The 14,325-nt window shown below is 59.8% G+C and carries 15 protein-coding genes and 1 pseudogene; 6 read left to right on the top strand and 10 right to left on the bottom strand.

The features are described from left to right. Positions 1 to 298: 298 nt before the first annotated feature. Entirely contained in the window at positions 299 to 1,273 is a 975-nt protein-coding gene (locus WN982_RS23555; RefSeq protein WP_341318079.1) for a reverse transcriptase domain-containing protein, read from the bottom strand. Between WN982_RS23555 and WN982_RS23550 the strand changes: the two genes are divergently transcribed. From WN982_RS23550 to WN982_RS23540, 3 genes are all read left to right on the top strand, one after another. After that, positions 1,222 to 1,596 carry a DUF5372 family protein gene (locus WN982_RS23550; protein WP_341318078.1) on the top strand — a complete coding sequence of 125 codons (375 nt, stop codon included), beginning with the start codon at positions 1,222 to 1,224 and terminating at the stop codon, positions 1,594 to 1,596. The two genes, WN982_RS23555 and WN982_RS23550, sit on opposite strands and share 52 nt — an antisense overlap. A gap of 63 nt (positions 1,597 to 1,659) precedes the next feature. After that, positions 1,660 to 1,992: a DUF6788 family protein gene (locus WN982_RS23545; RefSeq protein WP_341314747.1), complete on the top strand. Its 333-nt coding sequence runs from the start codon at positions 1,660 to 1,662 to the stop codon at positions 1,990 to 1,992. A gap of 133 nt (positions 1,993 to 2,125) precedes the next feature. Next, entirely contained in the window at positions 2,126 to 4,198 is a 2,073-nt protein-coding gene (locus WN982_RS23540; protein ID WP_341314746.1) for a recombinase family protein, read from the top strand. Positions 4,199 to 4,206: 8 nt separating this feature from the next. Here WN982_RS23540 and WN982_RS23535 read toward each other — a convergent pair whose 3' ends face one another. After that, positions 4,207 to 4,551: a hypothetical protein gene (locus tag WN982_RS23535; protein WP_341318077.1), complete on the bottom strand. Its 345-nt coding sequence runs from the start codon at positions 4,549 to 4,551 to the stop codon at positions 4,207 to 4,209. 508 nt (positions 4,552 to 5,059) lie between these two features. On the opposite strand from WN982_RS23535, the gene WN982_RS23530 reads away from it, so the two are divergent. After that, positions 5,060 to 6,106 (top strand): IS110 family transposase, encoded by a 1,047-nt coding sequence (locus tag WN982_RS23530; RefSeq protein WP_341318076.1) that lies wholly within the window; start codon positions 5,060 to 5,062, stop codon positions 6,104 to 6,106. A 791-nt stretch (positions 6,107 to 6,897) separates the two neighbouring features. On the opposite strand, the gene WN982_RS23525 is transcribed toward WN982_RS23530, so the two are convergent. The 4 genes and pseudogenes from WN982_RS23525 to WN982_RS23510 all read right to left on the bottom strand — a co-directional run bounded on the left by WN982_RS23525 (position 6,898) and on the right by WN982_RS23510 (position 10,087). After that, complete coding sequence (locus tag WN982_RS23525; RefSeq protein WP_341318075.1) at positions 6,898 to 8,085, bottom strand: alpha/beta hydrolase; 1,188 nt, start codon at positions 8,083 to 8,085, stop codon at positions 6,898 to 6,900. Between the two features lie 148 nt (positions 8,086 to 8,233). Next, positions 8,234 to 8,538: pseudogene (locus WN982_RS23520) on the bottom strand (long-chain-fatty-acid--CoA ligase); the annotation flags it as partial. Positions 8,539 to 8,584: 46 nt separating this feature from the next. Continuing rightward, complete coding sequence (locus WN982_RS23515; RefSeq protein WP_341318074.1) at positions 8,585 to 9,343, bottom strand: class II aldolase/adducin family protein; 759 nt, start codon at positions 9,341 to 9,343, stop codon at positions 8,585 to 8,587. A gap of 141 nt (positions 9,344 to 9,484) precedes the next feature. Then, positions 9,485 to 10,087, bottom strand: a complete 603-nt coding sequence (locus WN982_RS23510; protein WP_341318073.1) for an HD domain-containing protein — start codon at positions 10,085 to 10,087, stop codon at positions 9,485 to 9,487. Between the two features lie 138 nt (positions 10,088 to 10,225). On the opposite strand from WN982_RS23510, the gene WN982_RS23505 reads away from it, so the two are divergent. Then, positions 10,226 to 10,927 carry a Crp/Fnr family transcriptional regulator gene (locus WN982_RS23505; protein WP_341318072.1) on the top strand — a complete coding sequence of 234 codons (702 nt, stop codon included), beginning with the start codon at positions 10,226 to 10,228 and terminating at the stop codon, positions 10,925 to 10,927. A gap of 1,002 nt (positions 10,928 to 11,929) precedes the next feature. After that, positions 11,930 to 12,313 carry a TraR/DksA C4-type zinc finger protein gene (locus tag WN982_RS23500; RefSeq protein ID WP_341318071.1) on the top strand — a complete coding sequence of 128 codons (384 nt, stop codon included), beginning with the start codon at positions 11,930 to 11,932 and terminating at the stop codon, positions 12,311 to 12,313. Positions 12,314 to 12,538: 225 nt separating this feature from the next. Here the strand turns inward: WN982_RS23500 and WN982_RS23495 are convergent, their stop codons facing one another. The 4 genes from WN982_RS23495 to WN982_RS23480 all read right to left on the bottom strand — a co-directional run bounded on the left by WN982_RS23495 (position 12,539) and on the right by WN982_RS23480 (position 14,241). Then, positions 12,539 to 12,841, bottom strand: coding sequence for a type II toxin-antitoxin system RelE/ParE family toxin (locus WN982_RS23495; protein ID WP_341318070.1), 303 nt, complete (start codon positions 12,839 to 12,841; stop codon positions 12,539 to 12,541). Then, a complete protein-coding gene (locus tag WN982_RS23490) occupies positions 12,838 to 13,095 on the bottom strand; it encodes a type II toxin-antitoxin system ParD family antitoxin (protein ID WP_172178936.1) in 258 nt (85 codons plus the stop codon). Before WN982_RS23490 ends, WN982_RS23495 begins: the two co-directional genes overlap by 4 nt. A 46-nt stretch (positions 13,096 to 13,141) precedes the next feature. Beyond that, on the bottom strand, positions 13,142 to 13,348 hold the full coding sequence (locus WN982_RS23485) for a hypothetical protein (RefSeq protein ID WP_341318069.1): 207 nt from the start codon (positions 13,346 to 13,348) through the stop codon (positions 13,142 to 13,144). A gap of 155 nt (positions 13,349 to 13,503) precedes the next feature. Continuing rightward, positions 13,504 to 14,241, bottom strand: a complete 738-nt coding sequence (locus WN982_RS23480; RefSeq protein WP_341318068.1) for an SAM-dependent chlorinase/fluorinase — start codon at positions 14,239 to 14,241, stop codon at positions 13,504 to 13,506. Between the last annotated feature and the right edge of the window lie 84 nt (positions 14,242 to 14,325).

Here is a 14,325-nt window from a genome sequence, read left to right as displayed (position 1 = left end):
CGGCTACTCATGCTGCCTTCGCCCTCACGGTTGCGGGCTCGGCCTTCGGGTCTCTTCACTTTCGAGGCCACTTCCACGTTCATCTTCATTACGGCCCGATGACTCGCACGTCCCCCGAGGAGACGGTCGTCGATAGGCTTCAGAGTCTTGGTTTCCCGCCACCCTGCTATCCAAGCTACGGGGCTTCTGACTTCTACCCCGGCAGGTCTATCTCCTGCTGAACACGCCAGCCTTAGCTGGACACACAACCGGACGTGCAGATCTCCCGCATCCGGCTCTCGGACAAGACTTCACGCCTTCACACACGCCAGGCTACGCCCCCGCGGGCGCACAGCCGTACAAGCCCAAAGTGCTTGTAAAGATGCGGGAGTGGATAGCCCCCGTCCCTTCGTCGTCTGAGCTTGTGCTTGTTGCGCAGCCACCGGCGCAACCGCGTCGCGGTGTAGCTGTCGAGCGCGCGATATGCACGGCTAACGCTGCCTACCTTGAAGTAGTTCGCCCAGCCGCGTAACGTGCGGTTCAACTTGCCCACCATCGCCGTGGTCTCTTGCCATGCCGTCTTGAGGGCAGTCATCGCATGAATCTTTTCGACCATGCGCCGGATACTCTTCTTAGACGGGCGCATGCCCATACGGGCCTTGCCAGTCGTCGCCGAGTACATCCGCCCAAACGTAAAACCCAGGAAGTCGAATTCGCCTTCCGGCACCTTGCAGATTCGTGTCTTCTCCTCGTTGACCGTCAGCTTCAGTTTGCCCATGATCTCGCGCATTCGCGACAAGGCCTCTTCCGCCTTGCCCTTCTTGCACAGGATCACCAGATCGTCCGCGTAGGTCACAATGCGACTGCCAAGACTGCGCTGAAGTCCGAGCTGCTTCCATGCCAGCACAAACCGGCGCATGTACACATTCGCCAGCAGTGGTGAGATGGGAGAACCTTGCGGAATGCCACGTCTGCGGTCCCTGGCCTCCGTCGTACGTTTCGTCCGGCCCCGGTTATCGGTTTCTTCAACGGGACATTCCAGCCACATCCGGATCAGATGCAGCATGCGCCGATCAACGATGCGTCGCGCGAGCGACAGCATCAGTTCGGCGTGGGGAATGCTTCCGAAGTAGTCCGCGAGGTCGGCGTCCACAACGTCCGTTTGCCCTCGGTGCAGCCGTTCCTCCACCTCGATCGCCGTTTGCTGGGCATTTCGCCCTGGGCGGTACGCGTACTGCTCGGGTGGAAGGTCAGCTTCGAAGATCGGTTCGAGCACCAGCATCGCTGCTGTCATGCACACCCGATCCCGCAAGGTCGTCACGGTCAATCCGAACAGCACAGTCCCCCAACGAAGCATCGGGATGGGTAGAGATTCGACACCCGTTCCATCCGCTCAGGGGGCAACGCTTTCGAGTCCTCAAGCAGCGGCGTGTCGGCGGCATTGACACGCTAATCCTGCGCGAAGCCTCCCGCGGGAGCTTTGCTGTGCCCGTGCAGTGGACCGATCGCGCAACGCCTGAAGCCTATGAGCGGCTCGGCACGCCGAGGCGGCTGAACCTGGATACGCTGTGCGACCTGATCGAGTTGATTGAGCTGCTCTCGGGGCATTCTCGATGAGGACTTGCCAGGTGACCTTTCATGTACTATCTTCGGACCAGTTATTTGTGTGGTCCGCCCCAGATGACAGAACTCTCCCCCGCCTCACTCAGGCGTCGCCGCAAACAGCTGCTGCGCAAGCTGCCGCCGCTGGAGACGGTGCTGCGCGGTTCATTGATCGAGCGCTACAAACGCTGTGGCAACCCGCGCTGCCGATGCGCCAACGGCCCGGGGCATGGGCCCAAGTTTTACCTGTCGGTCAGCCACCCTGGCGAGTCGCCGCATATGGAGTACGTTCCCCAGGCAGAGCTTGCCGTGGTCAGCGAATACCTAGCCAACTACGCTCGCGTGCGCGAGATTCTGGAAGAGATCTCGCAAATCAACCACGAGCTGTTGCGCCGGCGGCAGCCGCTGTGAGGCACAGCGGTGAGCCAGCCCTCCGCTTCGCTCACTGCCCACTTCGACATACGCGACGGCGCCACCTTGCTCGCGAACATGCTCATCGCCCTGGTCGACAACGATTCCGCACTCGTGACCATGGAGACCACCGATGAGCACCCTGATCACCGACGCACACTTGAACAAGCCGGCGTACATCTATGTGCGCCAGTCGACCCTGGCGCAGGTACGGCACAACCAGGAGAGCACCGAACGACAATACGCCTTGCGGGACAAGGCCTTGGCCCTGGGCTGGCCGCAGAGATCGGTGCGCGTGCTGGACCGGGATCTGGGCCAATCGGGTGCGCAGACGAGCGGGCGCGAGGACTTCAAGACCCTGGTATCGGATGTGGCGATGGGCCAGGTGGGCGCGGTGTTTGCACTGGAGGTGTCGCGCCTGGCGCGCTCGAATCTGGACTGGCACCGCCTGCTCGAACTGTGCGCGTTGACCCACACGTTGGTCATCGATGCGGATGGCATGTACGACCCTGGCGACTTCAACGATGGGTTGCTCCTGGGGCTCAAGGGCACGATGGCGCAGGCCGAGCTGCATTTCCTGCGCGGGCGCCTCCAGGGCGGCAAGCTGAACAAGGCACGCAAGGGTGAACTGCGGTTCCCGTTGCCCGTGGGTTTTTGCTACGATGACCAGGGCCGCATTGTCCCCGATGCCGATGATGAAGTTCGCGGGGCTGTTCAGCTAGTGTTCACGTTGTTTCGCGAAACGGGTAGTGCCTATGCCGTAGTCAGGCGCTTTGCGCAGTCCGGACTTCGCTTTCCCAGGCGTGCCTACGGCGGCGCCTGGGCCGGCAAGCTCATCTGGGGCCGACTGACGCATTCGCGCGTACTTGGGCTGCTGAAGAATCCCTCGTACGCCGGCACCTATGTCTTCGGCCGCTACCAGTACACCAAGAGCATCACCGCCGACGGCGAGGTGCGCAAGAACATGCGGGCCATGCCCACGCCGGACTGGCGTGTCCACTTGCCTGACCACCACGAGGGCTACATCACCGTGGAGGAATTCGAGCAGAACCAGCAACGCCTCGCGCGCAACCGTACAAACGGCGAGGGCACCGTGCTCAGCGGCGCCGCACGCGAGGGTCTTGCCCTGCTGCAAGGGCTGCTGATCTGCGGCAGTTGCGGCCGCGCGCTGACCGTACGCTATCGTGGCAACGGCGGCCTCTATCCAATCTACGAGTGCAACTGGGCGCATCGTGAGGCGCTGGCCAGCGTGAGCTGCTTCAGCGTCCGCACAGACTCGCTGGACGAGGCGATCTGCGAGGAGATGTTCAAGGCACTGAAGCCCGCGGAACTCGAGCTGGCCTTGGCCGCCGTCGATGAACTCGAGCAGCGCGACCAGGCCGTAATGCGCCAGTGGCAAATGCGCATCGAGCGCGCCGAATACGAGTGTGCCCTGGCCGAGCGCCGCTATGAGGAGGTCGATCCCGCCAACCGTCTCGTGGCCGCCAGCCTCGAACGCCGATGGAACGAGGCTCTGACTCGCGTCGACGAGGTCAGGGCCGAGGCGGCGAAGTTCCAGGCACAGAAGACTCGCGTCCTGACGGCGGAGCAACGAAGCAAGGTCCTGGCCTTGGCGCGCGACCTGCCGCGCCTGTGGCGCGCACCCACCACCGAGACGAAGGATCGCAAGCGCATGCTGCGACTGCTCATCGCCGACATCACCGTCGAGGACCTACGCGCGTTGCGGCAGGTCGTTTTGCATATCCGCTGGCACGGTGGCACCTGCAGCGACGTCACGGTCACGCGGTGCGTCCCCATCGCCGATCGCTTGCGCTATCCTGCCGAAACTGTCGAGCGTGTTCGAGCGCTGTCGCATACCCTGCCGGACGAACAGATTGCCCAGACGTTAAACACGCAAGGTGTTCCGAGCTCCAGGGGCAAGCCGTTCACAGCAACCATGGTCAAGTGGATTCGTTATCGCTACGCCATACCTGCCGCTCGCCTGCAACGGCTCGACGAAGTCACCGTCAAGCAACTCGCCGGCGAGCTCGGCGTGAGCATCCATTTCGTTCACTACTGGATCAAGCAGGGGAAGATCGCCGCCCGTCAGATCGACGGCCGCGGCCCTTGGTGGATCACCATTAATGCCCAGCAGCGCAGCAATCTCCACGATCAAATCCGCAATTCCGTGCACTTCAAGAACCATCTTTGCGAAGCTAAACTGTAAGGTGTGCGCTATGAAGTCACCGTCGTGATGCCCAGTGGCCTCAGCTTGCCATTGGCCTTCGGGATAAACACTCTTCTGATAGGGTCCGGCCGGTAGCTCTCCTGCCTGAGCGCAAGCGCCAGTTCACCGAGCCACTTCTGCACCCCGTACGCTTCGACCGCCGCGAAGTCCTGCCGATCGACACCCGGTGCGCCCCTGTTCGAGCGACACTGGGCGTACGCATGCGCCAGCACATCCTCGCGATAGATCTTGTCGTACAAGGCATAAAAGCGGTACCCGGCTTCTGCCTTCGCTTTCGCGTGTAACGCCGTCTGCAGCTTCTGAACACGAATCGGAGTTGATAGGTTGCCCAATCTCCAGGTCCCTCACTACGTATTGCGCTCGTCCTGAACTGAGGCCCCTTCCCTCCACCAGCATTACCCGGCTTCGTCGGTACTACGGGCCTCTCCGCCACCCCAAGGCGCCCGGCCTGTCCCTCACGGGCATCCGGTTGGTCATCCCTGACCACGCCAGGGGGCTTCCCGTGTTGCGTACGCTTTCCTTGTGTACATGCTGTCGCCACTACCCCGGCGCAGCGACTGGTGGCACTCCTTCGCTCATCCATCCAGTCGTATCAGCCTTCCCCGATAGGGTGTTCGGGTCGGCCTGCGCATCGACATTTTCGAGGCTTGCTCGGCGTTCACTCGCGTTACGGCCTGCACACTCGCGCTGTCACCAGTTCGTGACACGCTTTACCCGAAGGCTTCAGCCATTTCGTTGCCTCCATAGCTGCTCCGAATTAGAAAGGACTTTCCCCATCCCGTGGCGTAGCGATATGCCACGATGGTTGGTGCTGGCAATCCATCTGAGAAGGGGAAAGTCATGGACAAGATTACTCGTATCGGCGTCGATCTCGCCAAGAACCTGATCGTGGTACATGGAGTCGACTCAATGGAGCACGTGGCAGTCAGAAAGGCGATCCCAAGGCAGAAGTTTCCCGAATGGTTTGCCAATCTCGAGCCCTGCCTGGTGGCCATGGAAGCCTGCAGCGCGGCCCACTACTGGGGCCGAAAGCTACGCGCGCTCGGCCACGAAGTCCGCCTGATCGCCCCGCAGTTCGCCGCAGCCTACCGCAAAGGCGGCAAGCACGTGAAGAACGACCGGCTGGACGCAGAAGCCATCTGTGAAGCGGCGAGCCGCCCCCATATGCGTTTCGTCGCGCTGAAGACCGCTGACCAGCAGAACGTGCTGGTGCTGCACCGGATGCGCAGCGGCTTTGTCGAGGAACGTACGGCACTCGTCAACCGCCTGCGTGGCGAACTGTTTGAGTTCGGCGTGTTCCTCCCGCAAGGCATCGACGCGTTCCGTGGCCACTTCGTCGAGGCACTGGAGGACGGGACCACGGAGCTGGACGGTATCGCACGCACCGCGCTCCTCGCAGGCTGGCATCACATCCAGGCCCTCGACGAGCAGATCGCGTGGTGTGACTCGCAGATTGCCGCGCGGGTCAAACATGACACCAACGCGCAACGGCTGATGGCCATCGTTGGCATCGGGCCGCTCACCGCGTCGGCCGCCGTCGCGACCGTCGGTGACGCGCGCGTGTTCAGGAACGGACGGCAATTTTCCGCCTGGCTTGGCTCTGTGCCCAAACAGGCCAGCAGTGGCGGTAAGACCCGGCTCGGCCACATCACCAAGCAGGGCAACACCTATCTGCGCACCCTGCTGTTCCAGGGTGCGCGCTCGGCCCTGACAAGCGCCCACCGGCGAACCGATCGGCTCTCGCGCTGGATCGTCCAGCTGCATGCACGGGTAGGCTGGTATCGAACGCTGGTGGCCATCGTCAACAAACACGCGCGAATCCTCTGGGCGATCCTCGCCAAAGGCGAGCGCTTCGATCCCTCCTATACCCCAATCCGTCCGTCGTGACTCGTGAGCCGCACCACGATCCCTGAAACGCAGGAGACCACCGTACGGCACCCCAAAGGGGCCACTCCCAACACAAGGACGCAATAGGCATGGATAGCGACAGGTCAGACCGGCAGCAGGCGAACTCGCGGAAGCTCCAGGCGACGCATCTCATGCGTGGCGCCGCGCTCCGGATGGAGTCCTGCTGCGCGGTTACTATCCGGGCCCGGGCACAGCACCGACAGTGCCCCAACAAGGCCGTTTATAGGTGTGCAGTCTGCCCCGCCGCCGATCCGCCATCGCGTCCGCCACAACATCGGAATCAATCAATGACCGAATGAACCCCAAGCTTGCAAAAAGGGAAAGTCCTTATAGGTTGCTTCCGGCTGGAGCGGTTGCCGGGCGGGGCTTACACCCGCTGGAAAGCGCCACCTTTCACGGCGCACACCCGTTGCCGTCATTCGCGTCGCCGCGGCGGCAACGACCGTTCTTAAAGTCCAACGGCCATTCGCTCACGCGGGGTCGCCCGCCGCCTGTCGGCCATACTGGACAGTCGCGGATCGCTGGCAATGGCTGACCCGCACCGTGACGTAAGCGTCCGCTTTCAATACCGCTGAACGATCACTGCCGACCCATAGCCGCTGGCTTTTCCATAAGGCAGACGACAACGTTCGACATGAGCGGCGGCCACACTAGGACGGTCCGCTCAATGGAAGGGCAGGTGTCTTCTACCAGGCCGTTCACATTCTCACCAAACGGCCAATTGCCCACCAACGTAACAACCTACCGACATTCTGGCGCGAGGTCATTAGTCAATTAAAGACTTGTCTATATTCAGTAGTGCATTTCCCCAGAAACTCTAAAAGCAATTGACTTACTACTTCAGGTTGTTCTTGTTGCACCCAATGCCCAGCTTTATCGACTAAATGGCAACCCAACATACGTGCGCATGCGGTGTCCTGCATTTTCTTCAGTTCCCCTGGCTTTTGATATATTCCCCAGTCGCTCTTGCCAGCTATGAAGCATGAAGGCACATCGATCGTGCGACCAGAAAATAGCTGAAGCTCTGCCATATATTTTCCTTCGGTCAAACAGCGATACCATTGAAGCGCACCTTGGAAGCCTGTTCTTTCGTATTCTGAGCTATACACGCGCAACTCATCCTCCGGAAGCCATCTGCATGCGGCGATAGCAGCCGCGGTTGGCATATCGGATGCCACGGTTTCTGCCATTCCTTTATCTTTGTCCATAATATAATAGGTTGGCAGTTTCGCGAGTTCACCTGCCGTCCACGACGTTAGCGGGAAAGGTTTATTTTCTTCGAAATCCGCGCTTTTAACATGATAATAAGCACGAAGAAAAGAATGCAGTCCCTGCGTGCAGTTCCGGATATCATTTTCGGCTTCGCGTGTTGAGTAATACCACTGGTAATGCTTTCGAGGAGGTTTCTGCGCTGCTAATTCATCGTAAATGCTTGCACCTGTGTATATCGATACTTTTTCCTGTGACTCTCGATCTGTAGCAAAAGGCACCAATGGAGCGCCACCAAAGGGAGCTCCCATCAAGACCACTGAATTAAAAATATCTGGTCGCGCAAGTGCACAAAAAGCGGCAACAGGTGATCCAAAGTCATGACCAACTACTGCTGAAACCGAGTGATAGCCAAGCGCTGACACAAGTCCCACGGCATCTATAACCAAATTAAGTATTCGAAAAGAACCAACATCGCCGTCGTAATTGCCGTCCCAACCCGTGGTGCGTCCGTAACCTCTTTGATCAGGAGCGATCACATGAAACCCCGCAGATGCTAGAGGCAACATAATCTTTCTCCAACTGTATGCAAGTTCTGGAAAGCCATGTAGCAGCAAAATGGCAGGCCGACTCTCAGTTTCAAAACCAGCCTCCAAGATATGCATCGTAAGGCCATTGACATTGTTCACAACGCGTGAACGTACGCCGGGAGGAAGCGTTGCTTCAATACGATTAGTAATTTTTGCCATTGTTCGCTTTGCGGTTAAGTTGCATGGTTTAGACACCAAACACCGACCTTGTTATAAACACGACTTCCAAATTAACATCGAGCGTTGCGATAAAAAGCTCGTCGCCGGGCTTGATGGCGGCGAGTGCATGGTACTTCAGGCCGAATCGCAGATCTCGGCGCAGGATCTTGCCCACCTCGGACTTCGGCAAAATGTCGACGAAGCGCACGGTCTTTGGAACCTCGTAGGCCTCCAGTGCGGCACGGCAGTGCGCCACCGAGTCGGCCTCCGCCAGACTTGTGTCTGGCTTGCGGACGACCAAGAGCCGGACTGCCTCGCCGGTACAGTTGTCGGAAACGCTGACGCAAAACATTCAGCCACGCCCGGGCAGGCGGCTGCCACAGCCTCGACCTCGTTCAAATAGACGTTGAAGCTGGAGACGACGATCATGTCCTTCTTGCGATCGAAGACTCGTTTCAATGCTGCGTGGCAGCCTGCGCGTGCGCGCGGTCGCCCGGCATCAGGTGCAGTAGCTCGGATCGATGCGATCGAGCTTGCGCAGCAGAGCGGGCCACACGAACGCCCCACCTTTACCCGCCGTCTGGCTTCGGGCCGCTGCAGACGCGCCTTCAACGATTTGCGGGTCCACCTGGAGCAGCTCTCCGCCGCCCGACAGCGCGGCCAACTGAATCTGGCACGTGGCCTCGAAAAAATACATTGAGAGGAATGCGTCGGCGACCGAGCCCCCGACCGTCAGCAGCCCGTGGTTACGCAGCATGAGGAAATTCGCGTTGCCGAGATCGGCTTGGAGGCGGGGTTTCTCTTCATCCCGAAGGGCCACGCCTTCGTAGTCGTGATAGGCGAGCGAGCCAAGTACGAAGGTAGACTGCTGCGATATCGGCAGGACTCCCTGTTTCTGGGCGCTGACCGCGACCCCCGCATGCGTGTGGGTATGAAGCACGCACTGGGCGTCTTCGCGGGCGGCATGAATCGCGCTGTGGATGACGAACCCTGCGCCGTTCACACTGAATGGGGATTCGTTGAGCTTGTTGCCCTCCTGGTCAACCGCGATCAACGAGGACGCGGTGATTTCCTCGAACAACAGACCATAGGGGTTGATGAGGAAACGGTGGTCGGGGCCCGGGATCTTCGCACTGATGTGAGTGAAGACCAAGTCTGTCCAACCATGGAGCGCCACGAGCCGGTAACACGCCGCCAAATCACAGCGAAGCTGCCATTCTTCTTGACCGACGGCTTCCTTGAGAGAAGGGATATTCATATGACAGTCCTGTTTTTGCGCAGCCTAATGCGAAAAGACTGCGGTGATTATTGACTCGCTTCAACGGGAGCGGGGCTGCACGGTGCCAAGTCGAGGCAAGATATCGGCTCACCACGTCCTCCGAGAGCAATAGGAACGCGCTCAGCACACCTCAGGCGCTTGCTTGCCCACCACCATTACCTTCTCGTAAAGAGTAGTTCGCGGCTTTGCCAGTACCCGCCGGAGCATGGGCTCGAATTCGGACAGCGGCAGTATTTCCGCTTTGGGATCGAACGCCGGACTATCGTAGAGCTCACAAAACTCAGCGGTGTACTCGAAATGCGGGTTGTCCACAAACTGCAACCGCATGTCACGGTCCATGCCCAGGTGATGGAAGAAGTAGTACCCTTGAAAGATGCCGTGGTGCGCGACCATCCAGAAGTTTGCGTCGCTGACAAATGGCTTCAAAATGGAAGCGGCGATGTCAGGGTGGTTGAAAGTGCCCAGCGTGTCACCGATGTCGTGCAGCAGGGCACAGACGACGTATTCCTCGTCGCGCCCATCGCGCAAGGCACGGCTTGCAGTTTGCAGAGAGTGGGCATAGCGGTCGATGGGAAAACCGCCGTAGTCGCCTTCAAATAGCCGCAAGTGCGCCATGACGCGATCCGGCAGCCCCTTGGAGAAGGCCACAAACTCCCTTCCGATCAGCTTCCAGTCTTGTTCGGTGCTTTCCTGAAAACAGGTGAAGGCGGTGCGTGCATTCATAACGTCTCCGTTCTGCTAGTAGATGAGCTTGGGTGGCAAGCTCGAAGTCTTGCCGGAGTCTAGGATGACTCGTGGCAGCCGAACTGCCAGGAACTTTACAATTTCAGGGATTTCCCTGTATCGATAAGGTTTGGTTCGATGTCGCTTACCGATTCCATCGATGATCTGCTGAGGCAAATGTCTTCTGATTTCTGGTTCGGAGGGCTCGACGTTCACGAACGTCGCGTTCTTCTGTCCAGCTTCGAGCCGATGAATTTGCTCGCGGGCGAGTACGTATTTCGGAAAGACGATCAACCTGACGGCATATATGGGCTCGTCAATGGCGTGCTGAAGGCTTCAACGCTGCGTGAGGACGGCAAGGAGGCCATCCTTGCCGTCCTCGAAGCGGGAAACTGGTTTGGCGAGTCCTCCGTTATCGACGGGATGCCACGTGGGCACGACTTCATGGCGCTCGTACCGTCCAGGGTTCTGCACGTCCAGCAGCAACACTGCGAAGAATTATTGCGGCACAGTACGTTCGCGCGAGCCTTAGCGCGTTTGCAGTCCATGCACCTGCGTGCTGTGTACGCCATGCTCGAGGATGCGACGCTCAGGTCAACGCGGGCTCGCGTCGCTCGCCGCTTGCGGCGACTCGCATCCGGTGACGCGACACCCCGGTCCACAGAGCGTCACGCTATCCCGATCACCCAGGAGAACCTGGCGATGATGCTGGGGATCAGCCGCCAGACCCTCGTGCTCGAACTCAAGGTACTGGCAGCGCACGGAGCCATCTCCATCGGCTATGGCCGCGTCAAGATCGAGTCCATGGGTCAACTTAGGGAATTCGAGCTCGATCCGTAGCACGAGTCCGTCCCGCCGCGTCCCATATCACTGCAAAGCCCACCTGCTTTGCTACTGAAGAATTCCTTCTTTCCTTCCGAGCATGCCGGTAGACCCTCAAGGCCGGCAATTGCCGCCGATGCAATCGCCAGCAAAAGCCATTCTCCCGCGAAGTGATTTGTTGCCTATGCCACTTCGGTTCGCCGTCATGAACGCCGAATCGCCATGACTCACAGGACTCATCCCGACGCTGAAGCGGGCATTCGATGCACAAGGCCCCGTCATCATCGGCGTGCGCGTGGATTACTCAGATAACCATAAACTGTTCGAAGAGGTCCACGAAGGCAGTTTTAACTGAGTACCTCTCGTCTCATCGTTCTCCGGTCCCGAATTGGCGTTCGGGACCGGAGTTAAATGCACTCGAAAAGCATTGAACGCAGACGGTGTTTCGCAATACAAGGCGATTGGCAGCGAATTTTGGCTGGGCCGTTCAACGTCACTACATGCGCCGCTCCCGACGAAAAGTCGGGGTGCCTTCAACACATTCCATGGATACCCATCATCGACGAGCGTCCGCTCTCGACAGTAAAGCTGGCGTTTGAATGGCCGTCGAACCGGGATAGCGAAAGGCTGCAACTGGCCGAAAGCTTGCCGGCGGTTAGGCGATCGACGGTCCAAGACCGCAGAGTTCGATCGGAGAAGGTAACCAAGTTCAGAAGCTCGGCGTCGAAGCGATATGCAACGTTCGCGGCGCCAATTACGTCGTCGATCGTGCATGAGAACAGTTGCGACTGTCGCACCCGCCTTAGGTATGGTCGATGCGCTAAATGCGGCCTTCAGGAGGATGAACTGTCCCGAACCATCCGATCATTTGCAAAACCTATACTTAACGTACGCCCGTCAAACATGATCTGGCTCAAATGGCGGGTGCGTTAAACACTTAATGGGGCGCGTGCCATCTGACGATAGGCCTTCGCGATGTCACCGTTGTGCGGGGCGTTACAGAACACATCGAGCCTGTCCATGATCACCCTCACCTCTTCCGAACTCGCGCTGTTACAGCACAGGCTCTGCGAGCGCCGTCGCGAGTTGCTGGCGGCGCTGCACGGCGAATACGGAGATCTCGCCGGAACCCGACCGCCCGAAGCGCTGGGCCCCGAGTCGCATCCCGACGAGACCGCATCGCGCAAGGCGGGCGACGAGTTGCGCGCTGCGCTCGCGCGGCACGACTGCGACGAACTGCAGCAGATCGACGCCGCGCTGGCACGCATCGCCGCCGGCCTCTACGGCACTTGCGTCGAGTGCGGCGACCCAATCGGCTATGAGCGGCTTGCCGCCGCGCCCTACACGGCCCGCTGCGTTTCATGCCAAACCGCGTTTGAACAACACCGCCACATCCGCCAATAAGATGTTCAACAGCTACAAAACGGTTTCCTGGCGCGATAGACGGACAGTGAAGTGTGGACAATCGACAAAGCCACGCCTTTGCGCAGAACGCCACCGCCCCGGATGTGAAGCGCCTCGCTCGCTGCCATTTCGGTCCGTAGATCACCCAGAGCGCCGCGCTCCCGCTCAAAGGCGAAACTACACCGGCAGAAGCAGGCGGATCGTCGTCGGGTGGCTCACGCGAATTCAGGGAAAAAGGATCGCGGCGTAGTTGCGCGCGCTGTGCAGGACGTGAATAACGTCGATGCGCTCGGGAGGCTCGCCAACGACACGGTAGAAAATCTGGTGACCGCCATGAACCCGGTGACGCACGCCACGGTCTTCGTAGCGCGGTACGATCGGGAATGCAAGGCAAATGTCGGCAAGCCGCGTGCACTTCTCGCGCAACTCGCGCACGAAACCCAGCGCACGACGGGGGTTGTCGCGGGCCATGTAATCGCCGATCGCCTCAAGGTCGGCTTCAGCGTCAGGAAGAATCTGGACAATCATTGCCTGGTGCTCGCCATCGCACGATACTTTGCTTCAAGCCTGTCGAACACATCTCCGGCGGGCTTGCCCCGTCCTGCCTCCGAATCGACAATGCCGCGATCGATGACCGCATCCAGTGCGTTGAGTTGCATTTCGCGATCCTGAATGAGCTTCACGCCTTCGCGCAGCACCTCGCTCTCCGAGCCGTAGCGACCCGACTTAACCAACTTCGCGACGTAGTCCTCAAGCTGTTCCCCAAGATCCGCATTGATCATGGCCATACCCCGGAACGTTCATGCGCTCATACACCCCCATAAAATATTATAGGTCGATGCGGCGCAGTCGGTCTGCGCGCCGACGCGCCGGATTGTCCGGGATAATCTGACTGGGCACGAGCAGGTCGAACAGGTGGCGGAGCGCGGCAAAATGCTGCTTGACGGTCGGTGCCGATTGCATCGGCGTTTGCCGCTTGAACCACGTGGCGACGTGCAGCGGCTGAACAGAGAAGCAACAGGGCTGCAGCGCCATCTTGTTTGCGTTACCGGATCTGCCAGGAGCCGGCTCCCATGCGGCAAACCCGCGGACAGCCGGATGCATATGCAAAGCGAACCGGTAACCTCGAGGAAAAACAGCATTTCAGCCTGCGAGACGCCGAGATATTTGCCTGGCGCTATGTCGCCGATTCACGGCCCCCTGTTCACTTGAACGGGAGTTCCGATGCGTACGCCAAGCTGCGTCGCGGCGCTGCCGCGATTCACGGCGATCTCGACAAGCCCGATCGAGTTTTCGTACCAGAAGGCTTGACCGGCCATTGCGTCGGAAAAGACCCGGGCATATTCGACGTCGGCATCTGCAATGCTCAGCCGTGCAGTCCTCGGCACCGCTCCAGCCCGCAGCCCCGTCAGCGCATTGCCGTAGTGATCTATGTATATGATCTCGGCGAGATCGCCCGCATCCAACTGTACACGCAAGCCTGTCGTCTCAACGAGCTTGTCGTGAGGCGACGCGCCGCGGCTGACCCATGCTGCCATCGGGGCGAACAGGTCGCGACCATGAAATGAGGCGGAGAGCGCGGCGGGACGCCAGATAATCCGCCAGGTCCGGGTACGCGCCGCGCGCGCCGCCACGACCGAGAGCAGCCCGTTGTCCGGCCCGACGAACCGCTGCCCGTCGGCTTGCAGCACGACGGCATCCCGCTCGCTACCCACGCCGGGATCTACCACGGCCAGAAAGACACTATCTGGCGGATACCACTGCGCAAGTGCCGCGAGCAGATGCGCGCCTGCCTGCGAGTTATAGTTTGGGGCAGTATGCAGCACGTCGATGATGGGGGTGCCGGCTGCCGCGTGTCGCAACAAGGCGACACGTACCTGTCCGACATAGATGTCGTCGGCCCCGAAATCGGTAAAGAGTGCGAGCATCGCATAGCCTCCCTTGCAGTCCTGTACCGCCTTTCAGGTCAGCGTTCCTCGCATCGCGGTGATGAGTAACCGCGATGCGCATGT

This window comes from Paraburkholderia sp. IMGN_8 (genome assembly GCF_038050405.1).
Lineage (GTDB): Bacteria > Pseudomonadota > Gammaproteobacteria > Burkholderiales > Burkholderiaceae > Paraburkholderia.
Note: the sequence above shows the minus strand (reverse complement) of the source record. Positions and strands in the feature narration are given on the sequence as shown.

Excerpts from the sequence above, each read along its gene's own strand:
- WN982_RS23555 (WP_341318079.1), bottom strand. The coding sequence starts at position 1,273 with ATGACAGCAGCGATGCTGGTGCTCGAACCGATCTTCGAAGCTGACCTT.
- WN982_RS23545 (WP_341314747.1), top strand. The coding sequence starts at position 1,660 with ATGACAGAACTCTCCCCCGCCTCACTCAGGCGTCGCCGCAAACAGCTG.
- WN982_RS23540 (WP_341314746.1), top strand. The coding sequence starts at position 2,126 with ATGAGCACCCTGATCACCGACGCACACTTGAACAAGCCGGCGTACATC.
- WN982_RS23530 (WP_341318076.1), top strand. The coding sequence starts at position 5,060 with ATGGACAAGATTACTCGTATCGGCGTCGATCTCGCCAAGAACCTGATC.
- WN982_RS23525 (WP_341318075.1), bottom strand. The coding sequence starts at position 8,085 with ATGGCAAAAATTACTAATCGTATTGAAGCAACGCTTCCTCCCGGCGTA.
- WN982_RS23515 (WP_341318074.1), bottom strand. The coding sequence starts at position 9,343 with ATGAATATCCCTTCTCTCAAGGAAGCCGTCGGTCAAGAAGAATGGCAG.
- WN982_RS23510 (WP_341318073.1), bottom strand. The coding sequence starts at position 10,087 with ATGAATGCACGCACCGCCTTCACCTGTTTTCAGGAAAGCACCGAACAA.
- WN982_RS23505 (WP_341318072.1), top strand. The coding sequence starts at position 10,226 with ATGTCGCTTACCGATTCCATCGATGATCTGCTGAGGCAAATGTCTTCT.
- WN982_RS23500 (WP_341318071.1), top strand. The coding sequence starts at position 11,930 with ATGATCACCCTCACCTCTTCCGAACTCGCGCTGTTACAGCACAGGCTC.
- WN982_RS23495 (WP_341318070.1), bottom strand. The coding sequence starts at position 12,841 with ATGATTGTCCAGATTCTTCCTGACGCTGAAGCCGACCTTGAGGCGATC.
- WN982_RS23490 (WP_172178936.1), bottom strand. The coding sequence starts at position 13,095 with ATGATCAATGCGGATCTTGGGGAACAGCTTGAGGACTACGTCGCGAAG.
- WN982_RS23485 (WP_341318069.1), bottom strand. The coding sequence starts at position 13,348 with ATGGCGCTGCAGCCCTGTTGCTTCTCTGTTCAGCCGCTGCACGTCGCC.
- WN982_RS23480 (WP_341318068.1), bottom strand. The coding sequence starts at position 14,241 with ATGCTCGCACTCTTTACCGATTTCGGGGCCGACGACATCTATGTCGGA.